This is a genomic window from Escherichia sp. E4930 (genome assembly GCF_005845405.1).
Classification (GTDB): domain Bacteria; phylum Pseudomonadota; class Gammaproteobacteria; order Enterobacterales; family Enterobacteriaceae; genus Escherichia.
The window spans coordinates 1-13,451 of sequence record NZ_VCDZ01000017.1; the positions used below are offsets into that span (position 1 = coordinate 1).

Below are 13,451 nucleotides of genomic sequence, written 5' to 3' on the forward strand. Positions count from 1 at the left end.
TCGCCGTTGCCTGATGCGACGCTTGCCGCGTCTTATCAGGCCTACAACGATACAAACGTAGGTCAGATAAGGCGTTTACGCCGCATCCGACTGCCGTTGCCTGATGCGACGCTTACCGCGTCTTATCAGGCCTACAACGATACAAACCGTAGGTCGGATAAGGCGTTTACGCCGCATCCGACATGTTTTCCCTCAAATTAGAACAACAGCGCCAGCCCGCCGACAATCACGCCTGACACTGCCACCATCGCCCCCGTCAGCCATAAGGCTTTCGCCGGGAACGCTTTGCGCAGCATTATCAACGACGGCAAACTTACCGCTGGAAGCGTCATCAACAATGCCAGCGCCGGAGCAGTTCCCATACCTGCCAGCATCATCGTTTGTACAATCGGAATTTCTGCTGCCGTCGGAATGACAAACAAGCATCCCGCTACCGCCATCGCCACCACCCACATCAGGCTGTTATCGACAGCGCCATCGGCATGGGGGAATAACCAGACGCGAGCGGCACCCAACGCCAGTACTGCAAGGATATAAACCGGGATCGTACTCCAGAAAAGCGTCCATAGCGCCCTGCCCCAGCGGCTAAAAAACCCGCCCTGCGATTCCGGCATGTCAATTTCGACTGGCATCTGCGTTTGCGGTGTTTCACGCACCCATTTTTGCACCAGCGTCGCAATCAGCAACACCATCACCAGCCCCGCCACCAGACGAATCGCGGCAAAGCCCCAGCCAAGGACAAACCCCATAAACACCAGCGTCGCCGGGTTTAACAACGGATTGCCCATCCAGAATGCCAGCGCACCGCCCATCGACACCTGTTGGCGACGCATTCCCGCCGCGACCGGAGCCGCACAGCAGGTACACATCATGCCCGGCAGCGAAAACAGCGTTCCCAGCAGCGTGCCGCGAAAGCGCGATTGCCCAAGCGTACGCAGCAGCCAGTCACGCGGGATCAGCACCTGAATCAACGAGCCGAGGATCACCCCCAGCACCGCCGCTTTCCATACCGCGAGGAAATAGATCATCGCGTAATCCCACGCCGCCTGCCACGGATTAGCATCCGCCTGCGCAAGGATAGATTTACCGATACTGTGGGTTTCAGCGGCAGTAAAGGCTTTGCCGTAGTAAGGTTGCCATTTCACATACCAGAGACCGGCAATGACAACGAGAAAGAAAAGCGCGGGTTTCCACCACTGAATGGGCGTTGCCGCCTGAGATGAAGACTGACCAGTCATAGCATTCCCCAGGAATAAGTTATGATAATTGAGCGCGTGAATATTACGCTCACTATCAATTCTTGGGAATAATTATTCAGCTCTTTTGCGTAATTCTGAAGAGCTTAAAATAGTCACACCTTCATGCTCGGGCCGCATCGCCTCTGCCAGCATGACCCGCGCCACGTCTCTCGCATCAATGGATTTCCAGTTACCGGGTAACAAACGGAACAGCGGCGCAAAAAGCGTTTCGTTCATCCGCTGTTTGCTACGATCGCCCAGTAACATCGACGGGCGAGCAATGGTCAATTTCGGCCAGTTCTGGGCGATTAATGCTTCTTCCATCTCCCCTTTGACGCGGTTATAGAAAAACGGCGAGTGGGGATTAGCGCCCATAGCACTAACCACCAGCATATGCTGCGCGCCCAGTCGCCGCCCGGTTAATGCGGTATCCACTACCAGCGTGTAATCGGCATGAATAAACGCCTCTTTGCTCCCCGCTTCTCGCCGCGTGGTGCCGAGACAACAAAACACAATGTCAATGGGATCGGTGACCTGCGCCAGCGCGTCGGTCAGTTGCGGGTCATGGGGATTAAACACCCCTGGCATATCGCCCAACGGACGTCGCGTCGGCGCGGCTATGGCGTTAACTTTCGGTTCGTTAATCAACATCCGCAGCAGGTGACCGCCCACCAGCCCCGTTGCGCCTGTAATCAGTACCTGACTCATCTTCGCTCCTTTACAGAATTGTCCGCCTTGCGCTCCCTGGTACATGCACCAGGCTTAATAGTCTACGAGGTAATTATCCCCGATCGTGAGAAATTCGCCTCATCCAATGCAACAACGCGGAGGAAACATGAGTAAGAAGATTGCCGTTTTAATCACTGATGAATTTGAGGATTCAGAATTCACTTCACCCGCAGACGAGTTCCGCAAAGCCGGACACGAAGTGATTACCATTGAAAAACAAGCGGGTAAAACGGTGAAAGGCAAAAAAGGAGAAGCCAGCGTGACCATCGATAAATCCATCGATGAAGTGACGCCAGCGGAGTTTGATGCCCTGCTGCTACCGGGCGGTCATTCACCAGATTATCTGCGTGGCGACAACCGTTTTGTCACCTTTACCCGAGATTTTGTGAATAGCGGCAAACCTGTTTTCGCCATCTGTCACGGCCCGCAGTTGCTGATCAGCGCCGATGTAATTCGGGGACGCAAACTGACCGCAGTAAAACCGATTATTATTGATGTTAAAAACGCGGGCGCGGAATTTTACGATCAGGAAGTGGTGGTCGATAAAGATCAGCTGGTTACCAGCCGGACGCCGGACGATCTGCCAGCGTTTAACCGCGAGGCGTTACGCCTGCTCGGTGCCTGAGCCGCGTAGCCAGACCAGTTTTTTACCAAAGCCCAGCGTGTTGTCGGTGAATTTGATTTCATCGAGCCGGATTTCCCACACCGGGGCCGACAGCATTCTGGCAACCGGAAAGCGACGATTGTACGCCTTGCGCGCAAGGTCGCTTTCCTCACCTTCCAGCCTGCGGATCTCGCCTTTAAACTGCACACCGCGAATTAACGCTACCGTTTTCGGCTGACCGTTTACCGTTCCGGCCACCGCCGCCTGCGGCCCGCTCATCTGCGCATGACGCGTTTTTTCTTCCGTCAAAATGTAGAAGGCGACTTTCTGCGCATCAAAAAGATAAAAGGCATTGGCGCACCACAGTTCCCCTTCCTGCTGCACACACCAGGTGACAACATGTTGTTTTGCCAGCCAACGGCTGATGGCGGTGAGTGTTTCCATTGCTGTTCTCTTTTATACTGTGGGCCAGACCTTAACATGTGACGCAGACGATGACACCCTGGTTTCTTTACTTGATCCGTACCGCCGACAATAAGCTTTATACCGGGATCACCACGGATGTCGAACGCCGCTATCAGCAGCACCAAAGCGGCAAAGGGGCGAAAGCACTGCGCGGGAAAGGTGAACTAACGCTGGCGTTTTCCGCGCCAGTGGGCGATCGTTCGCTGGCGTTACGGGCGGAATATCGCGTTAAGCAACTGACCAAACGGCAAAAAGAGCGTCTGGTAGCGGAAGGCGCAGGGTTTGCAGAACTGTTGAGCAGCCTGCAAACCCCAAAGATTAAAAGCGATTGAAATGCTCGTGATACTCAACCAGACCGGTTACGCCATTCAGCGCGTCATCCGCTAAACGATGTACCTGGAAGGCGCTTTCAGTGCCCGGCCAGCGGCAACGCAGATCGTGATGCGCCGCCAGTTCAAAGCCAAAACGGCTGTACAGCGCCGGATCGCCCAGCGTCACCACTGCGGCATAGCCAAACTCATTAAGCGAATCGAGTCCTTCATAGACCAGTTGGCGTGCCAGCCCCTGTCCACGGTATTTTTCATCAACCGCCAACGGAGCCATGCCGACCCATTGCAGGTCTTCGCCCTGCACATCAACCGGACTAAATGCCACATAGCCAATGACCTGACCTTCGTCATCTGTCGCCACCAGCCCCAGCGTCAGAAAGCCATCTTCACGCAGATCGTGAACCAGCTTCGCTTCCGCATCACTTTCGAATGAACGACGCAGCAGGGCATCAATACCCGGCGCATCAATGGGAATTTCTACTCGAATTAGCATGGTTCACCTACCGATGTCTGTTTGGTTTCAGGCGCGGTTTTCATTCCCGCCTCAACAAAATCCGCCAGTTGCAGCAGCATCATACGTAAGGCTTTCGGCATCTGCTCCAGTTCAATGGCGTCCATCAGGTTTTTCACATACAGCCCCAGCTCCGTATCGCCTTCAATCATCAGCCGACGCTGGAAGAAGAGCGTGTCTGGATCTTGTTTACGCGCCGCAATCATCAGCAGATCGCTGGCGTCGGCACTAAAACTCACATCAGCTTGCGCGTTCTGGCTGACCACCAGTTTGCCATTCACCACCGAGGTAAACCATTGCAGGTCAATATCACGCACATGAATACTTAACCAGCGGCCTTCAAGAAACTCCAGCTCGCCGTCGTCCAGCGCCTGACGGAATTGCCAGCTTAAGACCTGCTCAAGAACCTGGCGTTTAAGCGCAAATGGCGTCAGTTTTACCGGTACACTCAACAGAGATGGCCCCAAATGCACAATGCGGGAACGCAGTTTATCCAACACGAGTTTTACTCCCTGCTTCAACAATCATCCTATTTTGCCATATTGGAAAAATAACATAGCGGTATAAATCAACAATTCCATATGAAATTGCAGCTACCACCAATACAACTTTAACTGCCTTAAATCAAAAATTGTCGCAGCAGGGTTAACTAAAATCCCAGTTCGTTAACATTTTTGCGCTTTGACTGCGCAACCTTCAGGAAAAATTATGGAGCTGCTCTGCCCTGCCGGAAATCTCCCGGCGCTTAAGGCGGCCATCGAAAACGGCGCAGATGCTGTTTATATCGGGCTAAAAGATGATACTAATGCCCGCCACTTCGCCGGCCTTAACTTTACCGAGAAAAAATTGCAGGAAGCGGTGAGTTTTGTTCATCAACATCACCGCAAACTTCACATCGCAATTAACACTTTTGCGCATCCGAACGGTTACGCCCGTTGGCAGCGCGCCGTGGATATGGCGGCGCAGCTGGGTGCCGACGCGCTGATCCTCGCCGACCTCGCCATGCTGGAGTACGCCGCCGAGCGATACCCGCATATTGAGCGTCACGTATCGGTGCAGGCTTCGGCGACCAATGAAGAGGCGATTAACTTTTATCATCGCCATTTTGACGTTGCTCGCGTGGTGCTGCCGCGCGTGTTGTCGATTCATCAGGTAAAACAACTGGCGCGTGTTACCCCTGTACCGCTGGAAGTGTTCGCTTTCGGCAGCCTGTGCATTATGTCGGAAGGGCGTTGCTATCTGTCGTCGTATCTGACGGGGGAATCGCCCAACACCGTGGGCGCGTGTTCTCCGGCCCGCTTCGTGCGCTGGCAACAAACGCCGCAGGGGCTGGAATCCCGCCTGAACGAAGTGCTGATCGACCGTTATCAGGACGGCGAAAACGCAGGTTATCCGACGTTGTGTAAAGGGCGTTATCTGGTGGACGGCGAGCGTTATCACGCGCTTGAAGAACCAACCAGTCTCAATACCCTGGAACTGCTGCCGGAGTTAATGGCGGCGAATATTGCTTCGGTGAAAATTGAAGGCCGCCAGCGTAGCCCGGCGTATGTCAGCCAGGTGGCGAAAGTCTGGCGTCAGGCTATCGACCGTTGTAAGGCCGATCCGCAAAACTTCATACCGCAAAGCGCGTGGATGGAAACGCTCGGGTCGATGTCCGAAGGCACGCAAACCACTCTTGGCGCGTATCACCGTAAATGGCAGTGAGAAAAGCAATGAAATATTCCTTAGGGCCAGTGCTGTGGTACTGGCCAAAAGAGACGCTGGAAGAATTTTATCAGCAGGCCGCCGCCAGCAGCGCCGACGTGATTTATCTTGGTGAAGCAGTATGCAGCAAGCGCCGGGCAACTAAAGTTGGTGACTGGCTGGAGATGGCAAAATCGCTCGCCGGAAGTGGCAAGCAGATTGTGCTCGCCACGCTGGCGCTGGTGCAGGCATCCTCCGAACTGGGCGAACTGAAACGCTATGTTGAGAACGGTGAGTTTCTGATTGAAGCCAGCGATCTCGGCGTGGTGAATATGTGCGCTGAGCGCAAACTGCCGTTCGTCGCCGGACATGCGCTGAACTGCTACAACGCGGTGACGCTGAAAATATTGCTTAAACAGGGCATGATGCGCTGGTGTATGCCGGTGGAGCTTTCCCGCGACTGGCTGGTGAATCTGCTTAATCAGTGCGATGAACTGGGCATTCGTAACCAGTTTGAAGTGGAAGTCTTGAGCTACGGTCATCTGCCGCTGGCCTACTCCGCCCGCTGCTTTACCGCGCGTTCGGAAGACCGCCCGAAAGATGAGTGTGAAACCTGCTGCATTAAGTATCCGAACGGGCGCAACGTGCTGTCGCAGGAGAATCAGCAAGTGTTTGTACTCAATGGCATTCAGACCATGAGCGGCTACGTTTACAACCTCGGTAACGAGCTGGCATCCATGCAGGGGCTGGTCGATGTGGTCCGCCTGTCACCGCAGGGTACTGACACTTTCGCGATGCTCGACGCCTTCCGCGCCAATGAAAATGGCGCTGCGCCACTGCCGTTGACGACAAACAGCGATTGTAACGGCTACTGGAGACGGTTGGCGGGGCTGGAGCTGCAAGCCTAAGCAAATAGCTCACTTTGTTAACAACTTTAACTACTCTTTAATGCAGTATTAAAGATTAATCGGTAACAAAGTGAGCTGTTATGACTGATAAAACCATTCCGTTTTCGCTACTCGATCTGGCCCCCATTCCCGAAGGTTCTTCGGCGCGAGAAGCATTCTCCCACTCTCTCGATCTCGCCCGTCTGGCTGAAAAGCGCGGCTATCATCGCTACTGGCTGGCAGAACACCACAATATGACCGGCATTGCCAGTGCTGCAACATCGGTATTGATTGGCTATCTGGCGGCGAATACCACCACGCTGCATCTGGGGTCTGGCGGCGTGATGTTGCCTAACCACTCACCGTTGGTCATTGCCGAACAGTTCGGCACGCTCAATACGCTCTATCCGGGGCGAATCGATTTGGGGCTGGGTCGTGCTCCGGGTAGTGACCAACGGACAATGATGGCGCTACGTCGTCATATGAGTGGCGATATTGATAATTTCCCCCGCGATGTCGCGGAGCTGGTGGACTGGTTTGACGCCCGCGATCCCAATCCGCATGTGCGCCCGGTACCAGGCTATGGCGAGAAAATCCCCGTGTGGTTGCTAGGCTCCAGCCTTTACAGCGCGCAACTGGCGGCGCAGCTTGGTCTGCCGTTTGCGTTTGCCTCACACTTCGCGCCGGATATGTTGTTCCAGGCGCTGCATCTTTATCGCAGCAACTTCAAACCGTCGGCACGACTGGAAAAACCATACGCGATGGTGTGCATCAATATTATCGCTGCTGACAGCAACCGCGACGCTGAATTTCTGTTTACCTCAATGCAGCAAGCCTTTGTGAAGCTGCGCCGTGGCGAAACCGGGCAACTGCCGCCGCCTATTCAAAATATGGATCAGTTCTGGTCACCGTCTGAGCAGTATGGCGTGCAGCAGGCGCTGAGTATGTCGTTGGTAGGTGATAAAGCGAAAGTGCGTCATGGCTTGCAGTCGATCCTGCGCGAAACCGACGCCGATGAGATTATGGTTAACGGGCAGATTTTTGACCACCAGGCGCGCCTGCATTCGTTTGAGCTGGCGATGGATGTTAAGGAAGAGTTGTTGGGCTAATTTTATAACGCCGATTTTCAACGGTGATGCTTGGCAATCGGTGATTTTTTTCGAAGTAATCATAGCCGGGCTTCAACATACGCCAGAAATTATATTCCGGCCATGCTTGCGCCTGGCGCATATTTTCGTCGTTCATCGTAAATGGGAATATATGGACAGGCACGCTCTTCTGCCCGCTCTTTAGCGCCTGCGCCACCAGTTGATAAATCTCTTCAATACCGGCATCGGTCATGGCATAGCAGCCCGCCGAAACACAATTCCCGTGAACCATAATGAAATCACCGGTGTAGCCGTTTGCCCGATCGTAAGCATTCGGATAGCCAATATTAAATGCCAGATGGTAGCGGCTGTTTGGGTTAAGTAACCCTTTGTTGGTGGCATAAAAACCTTCCGGGCTTTTACCATCCCCCTGTTTGTGTTTTGGCCCTAAGCCACCAGACCACGCACATATAATCCAGGTTTTGTAGAGTTCGTAGGGCTTGTTATTGGAGCTTGCCCACAGTTCCAGCTTATCTTCCGCTTTCAAAATACGGATAAATAACTGGTCGCTGGGGTGAATGATTTTTAAAGATGATATGACAGGTTGTTCAACGGGTAGGAAAACATGTTCATCGTGCGGGGTGGGCCAGAAAAATTTTAAAATCAAAGCGATAAACAGGCTCAACAATACAATAGCGAGTAGTCCTTTGCCCCATTTTCGTATTCCGCTTATTCTGACCAAGTTCAAGTATATATTTTCCTATGATATGAAATAGAGGAAAGGTCCAGTTCTGTACTTTTATAAAATAGTAATCGTTTTATCATCACCGAACAGGGATATGAATAAATCGACTTATTACCAGAGAAAATAATCATGAGTGAACCTGCTTCCTTTTTTCTTCACGCACATATTACTGAGAGTAACCTCGAGAAGTTTTTCCATTCACCAGCAACAAATATCAAAGACTATGACGACTGGTTGCCATGGTTTATCGAGAAGCAGCGGTTGTACGGCGATCCTGCAAAAATGCTTAACAATCTTGCAGCTTGTAATTCTGGTGACAGTGTAAAGAATATTTATGCCGAACATATCAACTTTAATAAAGAAACACAGATAGTCACTATGGATCACATATTTCTCTCAGAGAGCTATGAAATCTTCATGCCACTCATGGCCTGTGTGCGGGGAATCGAGAAATTTATTACGCCGGGTGAAAGTAATTTTGCGCTAATTTATTATTACTGGTGGGGTTCGGAGACAGCTATCGCGCTCGAATTTGATGCCAATGGTAGCAGAATAACGGCAAATCCTAAGGCAGAAAATTTAACTATCGCCGATGCTTTTTTTGATGAAAACGGGGAAGCACTCGCTGAAGAACTTTATAATAAACAGGGTTTTATTTGATACGATCTCGCGTATTTGTTCAATATTGCCGGATGAAAACAACTCATCCGGCTCGTGCAATTACTGATACACCGGCAGTAAATTAAAGCTCGATAAAATATGGATCAGTGCGTTACCAACGCCAAACACCAGAATCAGCACGATCATCGGTTTGCCGCCCCAGACGCGGAATTTCGGGCTGCCAAAGCGTTTACGCGATGCGCGGGCCAACAGCGCCGGAACTATTGCCGCCCAGATGGTAGCCGCTAAACCAGCATAACCAATGGCGTACAGGAATCCGTTCGGGAACAGCAGGCCACCCACAACAGGCGGGGCAAAGGTCAGCAACGCTGTTTTCAAACGGCCCATAGCCGAGTCGTCGAAACCAAACAGATCTGCCAGATAGTCAAACAAACCCAGCGTTACGCCAAGGAACGAACTCGCTACCGCAAAGTTTGAGAACACGACCAGCAGAAGGTCCAGACTACGGCTGTTCAGCACGCCGCTTAACGCCTGTACCAGCACATCAATATTGCCGCCCTTCTCAGCGATGCCGATAAACTCCGGACGCGGGATGTTACCCATCGTCGCCAGCAACCAGATGGTATACAGCGCCAGCGCCATCAGCGTACCGTACACCAGGCATTTCACGATGGTTTTCGGATCTTTGCCGTAGTACTTCATCAGGCTCGGCACGTTACCGTGATAACCAAATGATGCCAGACAGAACGGCAGGGTCATCAGCAGATACGGCGCATAAGACGCATTGCTTTCGGCGACGTTGAACAATGTCGCAGGCTGCACATGCCCCAGCAGGCTACCGAAAGTGAGGAAGAAGGTAATAACTTTCGCCCCCAGCACAATCGCCGTCATCCGGCTGACCGCTTTGGTGCTCAACCACACCACAAACGCTACCAGCAATGCAAAACCAAAACCCGCCGCCCGTGCCGGGACGTTTAGTGACATCTCTGCGAAGGTGTGATGCAGAATCGAACCACTGGCAGAAATATAGGCATAGGTCAGGATATAGAGCACAAAGGCAATGGAAATGCCGTTGACCACGTTCCAGCCTTTGCCCAGCAAATCTTTGGTGATGGTGTCAAAACTCGAACCGATTCGGTAATTCAGGTTAGCTTCCAGAATCATCAAGCCGGAATGCAGCATACAGAACCAGGTGAAGATCAGCGCCGCCATTGACCAGAAGAACCACGCCCCGGACATGACCACTGGCAGAGAAAACATCCCTGCGCCAATAATGGTGCCGCCGATAATCACCACGCCGCCAAGCAGCGACGGTGACGTTTGGGTGGTGGTTAGTGTTGCCATGAGGGCTTCTCTCCAGTGAAAAATAGTGCGACTGCGTTGTTATGCATTGCACTGTACCAGTACATGAGTACAAAAGACAGAAAAAAAGCCCCGATTGTTAAAATCGGGGCTGTATATATTATTTTACAGACTGTGTTCGCTGTTCAGCGATGATTACGCATCGCCACCGAAACGACGACGACCGGTAGAGTCATCACGACGCGGTGCGCGGCCTTCACGACGTTCGCCGCTAAAACGACGACCATCACCACGACCACCTTCACGGCGTTCACCGCTGAAGTTACGACCGCCTTCACGACCACCTTCACGACGCTCGCCACTGAAACCACGACCACCGCCACGACGCTCACCACCAGTATGCGGCTGCGCATCGCCCAGTAACTGCATGTTCATTGGCTTGTTGAGAATGCGAGTGCGCGTAAAGTGTTGCAGCACTTCACCCGGCATACCTTTCGGCAGTTCGATGGTGGAGTGAGAAGCAAACAGCTTGATGTTACCGATGTAACGGCTGCTGATGTCGCCTTCGTTAGCAATCGCGCCAACGATATGACGAACTTCAACACCATCATCACGGCCCACTTCAATGCGGTACAGCTGCATATCGCCAACGTCACGACGTTCACGACGCGGACGATCTTCACGGTCGCCGCGCGGGCCACGGTCGTTACGATCGCGCGGACCACGATCATCACGGTCACGGAATTCACGTTTCGGACGCATCGGCGCATCTGGCGGAACAATCAGAGTACGTTCACCCTGTGCCATTTTCAGCAGTGCGGCGGCCAGAGTTTCGAGATCCAGTTCTTCACCTTCTGCAGTCGGCTGAATTTTGCTCAGCAGTGCGCGGTATTGATCCAGATCGCTGCTTTCCAGCTGCTGCTGTACTTTAGCGGCGAATTTTTCCAGACGGCGTTTGCCCAGCAGTTCTGCGTTCGGCAGTTCTACTTCCGGAATAGTCAGCTTCATAGTACGTTCAATGTTGCGCAGCAGACGACGCTCGCGGTTCTCAACGAACAGCAGCGCGCGGCCAGCACGACCCGCACGACCGGTACGACCGATACGGTGAACGTAAGACTCAGAATCCATCGGGATATCGTAGTTAACTACCAGGCTGATACGCTCAACGTCCAGGCCACGGGCCGCAACGTCGGTCGCAATCAGGATGTCCAGACGACCATCTTTCAGGCGTTCCAGAGTCTGCTCACGCAGCGCCTGGTTCATGTCACCGTTCAGCGCGGCGCTGTTGTAGCCGTTACGCTCAAGAGCTTCTGCCACTTCCAGAGTCGCATTTTTGGTACGAACGAAGATAATCGCTGCATCAAAATCTTCCGCTTCCAGGAAACGTACCAGTGCTTCGTTTTTACGCATACCCCAGACAGTCCAGTAGCTCTGGCTGATGTCAGGACGGGTAGTCACGCTGGACTGAATGCGCACTTCCTGCGGCTCTTTCATAAAGCGGCGGGTAATGCGACGAATCGCTTCCGGCATGGTTGCAGAGAACAGAGCGGTCTGATGACCTTCCGGGATCTGCGCCATAATAGTTTCAACGTCTTCGATGAAGCCCATGCGCAGCATTTCGTCAGCTTCATCCAGAACCAGACCGCTCAGTTTAGAGAGGTCCAGAGTGCCACGTTTCAGGTGGTCCAGCAGACGGCCCGGAGTACCGACAACGATCTGCGGCCCCTGACGCAGGGCGCGTAATTGCACGTCATAACGCTGGCCGCCGTACAGGGCAACCACGTTTACGCCGCGCATGTGTTTAGAGAAATCCGTCATTGCTTCAGCAACCTGTACCGCCAGTTCGCGGGTCGGTGCCAGCACCAGAATCTGTGGTGCTTTCAGCTCAGGATCAAGATTCTGCAGCAGAGGTAAAGAGAATGCTGCAGTTTTTCCGCTCCCCGTCTGGGCCATACCCAGAACGTCGCGGCCATTCAGCAGATGTGGAATACACTCTGCCTGAATTGGAGATGGTTTTTCGTAACCCAGATCGTTAAGGGCTTCAAGGATAGGAGCCTTCAGGCCCAGATCTGCAAAAGTGGTTTCGAATTCAGCCATGTAGTACGTGTGCCTCAAAATTAATGGCGGCCAGTCTACATAACTCATCATGAAATTGATCAGCAATTTTCATTGAAAAGTGTGAACCGGCTCAAAGTAGGTGTATTAACGAACAACAACGCCCTCACCCGTTAAGGTGATGGCAATCAAAAAAGATTACGGGCTGATGTGTACGTCAGCTATTGCTGGTCCGATTCTGCCAGGTCATCTTGGTCCTGGCCCAGGAGCGATAATTCCAACAATGCGTATCGGTGCTCAACAAAGTTATGAACGTTGTTGGCAACCGCCAGTTTGAACAGTGCCGTGGCGCTGTCCAAATCCCCCAGACTTAGGTAGTACTTACCTAAATAGAAGTTGGTTTCACTGAGATGCTCAGCGAGCGAGGTGTTATCCGTTGCGTCCGCCTTGAGCCTTTCCATTAACGTTTGTTCGCTAATGTTGCCCAGGTAGAACTCGACAATGTTCCATCCCCACTGTTCCTTGTCCGATTTTTCGAAGTGCTGTTTCAACACTTCTTTAGCCTGCTTCTCATCGAGCTTCTGCTCGGCGAGATAAAGCCACAGACTACGGAAAGGATCATTGGGATCGTCTTGATAAAACGCCAGCAGATCATCTTGCGCTAACTTGTCACGACCGCCGTAATATAATGCGATCCCGCGATTCAAGTGCGCGTAGTTGTAAGTTGGATCAAGCTCAAGTACAGAATCAAACGCTTCATAGGCAGCATCAAAATTGCCTGCCTGCGTTAAATATATGCCTAAGTAATTGAATACTTCAGGCATATCCGGTCGGATTGCCAGCGCTTGCGAAAAATCGTTACGCGCTAATGCCCTCAGACCGAGACTATCATACAACACTCCGCGCTCATATAAAAGCTGTGCGCGTTCGTCATCGGTTAAAGCCCGACTGGCAAGGATTTGTTCCATACGTGCCAGAATCACTTCCTGCTGTAAAGTCGGTTGCAATGGTACCGCGAGGACTTCACTTTTACGCCAGGAAGTATTACTGCATCCTGCAAGCGTAAGTGCTGTCGCAACGAAACACCAGCGCAAAAAAGGCTTCATTTCCCACTCCCGAAGACCACGGTTGAATGAACGTCCTGTTCCCGGTTGCTAACAAGGCGTCCTGCCCGGTTAAAAGCCCCCCGCCGCA

The 13,451-nt window shown here is 52.5% G+C and carries 17 protein-coding genes; 7 read left to right on the plus strand and 10 right to left on the minus strand.

Going from position 1 to position 13,451, the window contains the following annotated elements; genetic code table 11:
• The coding region (locus tag FFT88_RS25425; RefSeq protein ID WP_205714161.1) for a hypothetical protein at window positions 1-201 on the plus strand (201 nt) is incomplete at its 5' end.
• Here the strand turns inward: FFT88_RS25425 and FFT88_RS18085 are convergent.
• Window positions 198-1,238, minus strand: a complete 1,041-nt coding sequence (locus FFT88_RS18085; RefSeq protein ID WP_135403593.1) for a permease — start codon at window positions 1,236-1,238, stop codon at window positions 198-200. The two genes, FFT88_RS25425 and FFT88_RS18085, sit on opposite strands and share 4 nt — an antisense overlap.
• 72 nt (window positions 1,239-1,310) lie before the next feature.
• Complete coding sequence (locus FFT88_RS18090; protein WP_001352912.1) at window positions 1,311-1,946, minus strand: NAD(P)H-binding protein; 636 nt, start codon at window positions 1,944-1,946, stop codon at window positions 1,311-1,313.
• Between the two features lie 127 nt (window positions 1,947-2,073).
• On the opposite strand from FFT88_RS18090, the gene yhbO reads away from it, so the two are divergent.
• Window positions 2,074-2,592, plus strand: coding sequence for a protein/nucleic acid deglycase (gene yhbO / locus FFT88_RS18095; RefSeq protein WP_000037608.1), 519 nt, complete (start codon window positions 2,074-2,076; stop codon window positions 2,590-2,592).
• Here yhbO and FFT88_RS18100 read toward each other — a convergent pair.
• The gene (locus tag FFT88_RS18100) at window positions 2,572-3,015 is read right to left on the minus strand and encodes a YhbP family protein (RefSeq protein WP_135403594.1); all 444 of its coding nucleotides are present in this window, start codon (window positions 3,013-3,015) and stop codon (window positions 2,572-2,574) included. The two genes, yhbO and FFT88_RS18100, sit on opposite strands and share 21 nt — an antisense overlap.
• 50 nt (window positions 3,016-3,065) lie before the next feature.
• Here FFT88_RS18100 and yhbQ point away from each other — a divergent pair, with 50 nt between their 5' ends.
• A complete protein-coding gene (gene yhbQ, locus FFT88_RS18105; protein WP_000189315.1) occupies window positions 3,066-3,368 on the plus strand; it encodes a DNA damage response exodeoxyribonuclease YhbQ in 303 nt (100 codons plus the stop codon).
• Here the strand turns inward: yhbQ and FFT88_RS18110 are convergent.
• Both FFT88_RS18110 and FFT88_RS18115 read right to left on the minus strand, forming a co-directional pair.
• Window positions 3,355-3,858, minus strand: a complete 504-nt coding sequence (locus FFT88_RS18110; protein ID WP_000908554.1) for an N-acetyltransferase — start codon at window positions 3,856-3,858, stop codon at window positions 3,355-3,357. The two genes, yhbQ and FFT88_RS18110, sit on opposite strands and share 14 nt — an antisense overlap.
• Window positions 3,852-4,376, minus strand: coding sequence for an SCP2 domain-containing protein (locus FFT88_RS18115; protein ID WP_046081285.1), 525 nt, complete (start codon window positions 4,374-4,376; stop codon window positions 3,852-3,854). Before FFT88_RS18115 ends, FFT88_RS18110 begins: the two co-directional genes overlap by 7 nt.
• Before the next feature lie 208 nt (window positions 4,377-4,584).
• Here FFT88_RS18115 and FFT88_RS18120 point away from each other — a divergent pair, with 208 nt between their 5' ends.
• The 3 genes from FFT88_RS18120 to FFT88_RS18130 all read left to right on the plus strand — a co-directional run bounded on the left by FFT88_RS18120 (window position 4,585) and on the right by FFT88_RS18130 (window position 7,555).
• Window positions 4,585-5,580 (plus strand): peptidase U32 family protein, encoded by a 996-nt coding sequence (locus FFT88_RS18120; protein WP_130223800.1) that lies wholly within the window; start codon window positions 4,585-4,587, stop codon window positions 5,578-5,580.
• A gap of 8 nt (window positions 5,581-5,588) precedes the next feature.
• A complete protein-coding gene (locus tag FFT88_RS18125; RefSeq protein WP_135403595.1) occupies window positions 5,589-6,467 on the plus strand; it encodes a U32 family peptidase in 879 nt (292 codons plus the stop codon).
• A gap of 80 nt (window positions 6,468-6,547) precedes the next feature.
• The gene (locus FFT88_RS18130; protein WP_000130415.1) at window positions 6,548-7,555 is read left to right on the plus strand and encodes an LLM class flavin-dependent oxidoreductase; all 1,008 of its coding nucleotides are present in this window, start codon (window positions 6,548-6,550) and stop codon (window positions 7,553-7,555) included.
• Here the strand turns inward: FFT88_RS18130 and FFT88_RS18135 are convergent.
• Window positions 7,533-8,258, minus strand: a complete 726-nt coding sequence (locus tag FFT88_RS18135) for a murein L,D-transpeptidase family protein (RefSeq protein ID WP_135403624.1) — start codon at window positions 8,256-8,258, stop codon at window positions 7,533-7,535. The two genes, FFT88_RS18130 and FFT88_RS18135, sit on opposite strands and share 23 nt — an antisense overlap.
• Window positions 8,259-8,408: 150 nt before the next feature.
• Here FFT88_RS18135 and FFT88_RS18140 point away from each other — a divergent pair, with 150 nt between their 5' ends.
• Window positions 8,409-8,939, plus strand: a complete 531-nt coding sequence (locus FFT88_RS18140; protein ID WP_135403596.1) for a cytoplasmic protein — start codon at window positions 8,409-8,411, stop codon at window positions 8,937-8,939.
• Between the two features lie 60 nt (window positions 8,940-8,999).
• Here the strand turns inward: FFT88_RS18140 and mtr are convergent, their stop codons facing one another.
• From mtr to nlpI, 4 genes are all read right to left on the minus strand, one after another.
• Entirely contained in the window at window positions 9,000-10,244 is a 1,245-nt protein-coding gene (mtr, locus tag FFT88_RS18145; RefSeq protein WP_130204608.1) for a tryptophan permease, read from the minus strand.
• A gap of 153 nt (window positions 10,245-10,397) precedes the next feature.
• Window positions 10,398-12,299, minus strand: a complete 1,902-nt coding sequence (gene deaD / locus FFT88_RS18150) for an ATP-dependent RNA helicase DeaD (protein ID WP_130204606.1) — start codon at window positions 12,297-12,299, stop codon at window positions 10,398-10,400.
• Window positions 12,292-12,372 (minus strand): protein YrbN, encoded by an 81-nt coding sequence (yrbN, locus tag FFT88_RS18155; protein WP_010723222.1) that lies wholly within the window; start codon window positions 12,370-12,372, stop codon window positions 12,292-12,294. Before yrbN ends, deaD begins: the two co-directional genes overlap by 8 nt.
• A 106-nt stretch (window positions 12,373-12,478) precedes the next feature.
• Window positions 12,479-13,363 carry a lipoprotein NlpI gene (gene nlpI / locus FFT88_RS18160; RefSeq protein ID WP_000802080.1) on the minus strand — a complete coding sequence of 295 codons (885 nt, stop codon included), beginning with the start codon at window positions 13,361-13,363 and terminating at the stop codon, window positions 12,479-12,481.
• Window positions 13,364-13,451 lie beyond the last annotated feature (88 nt).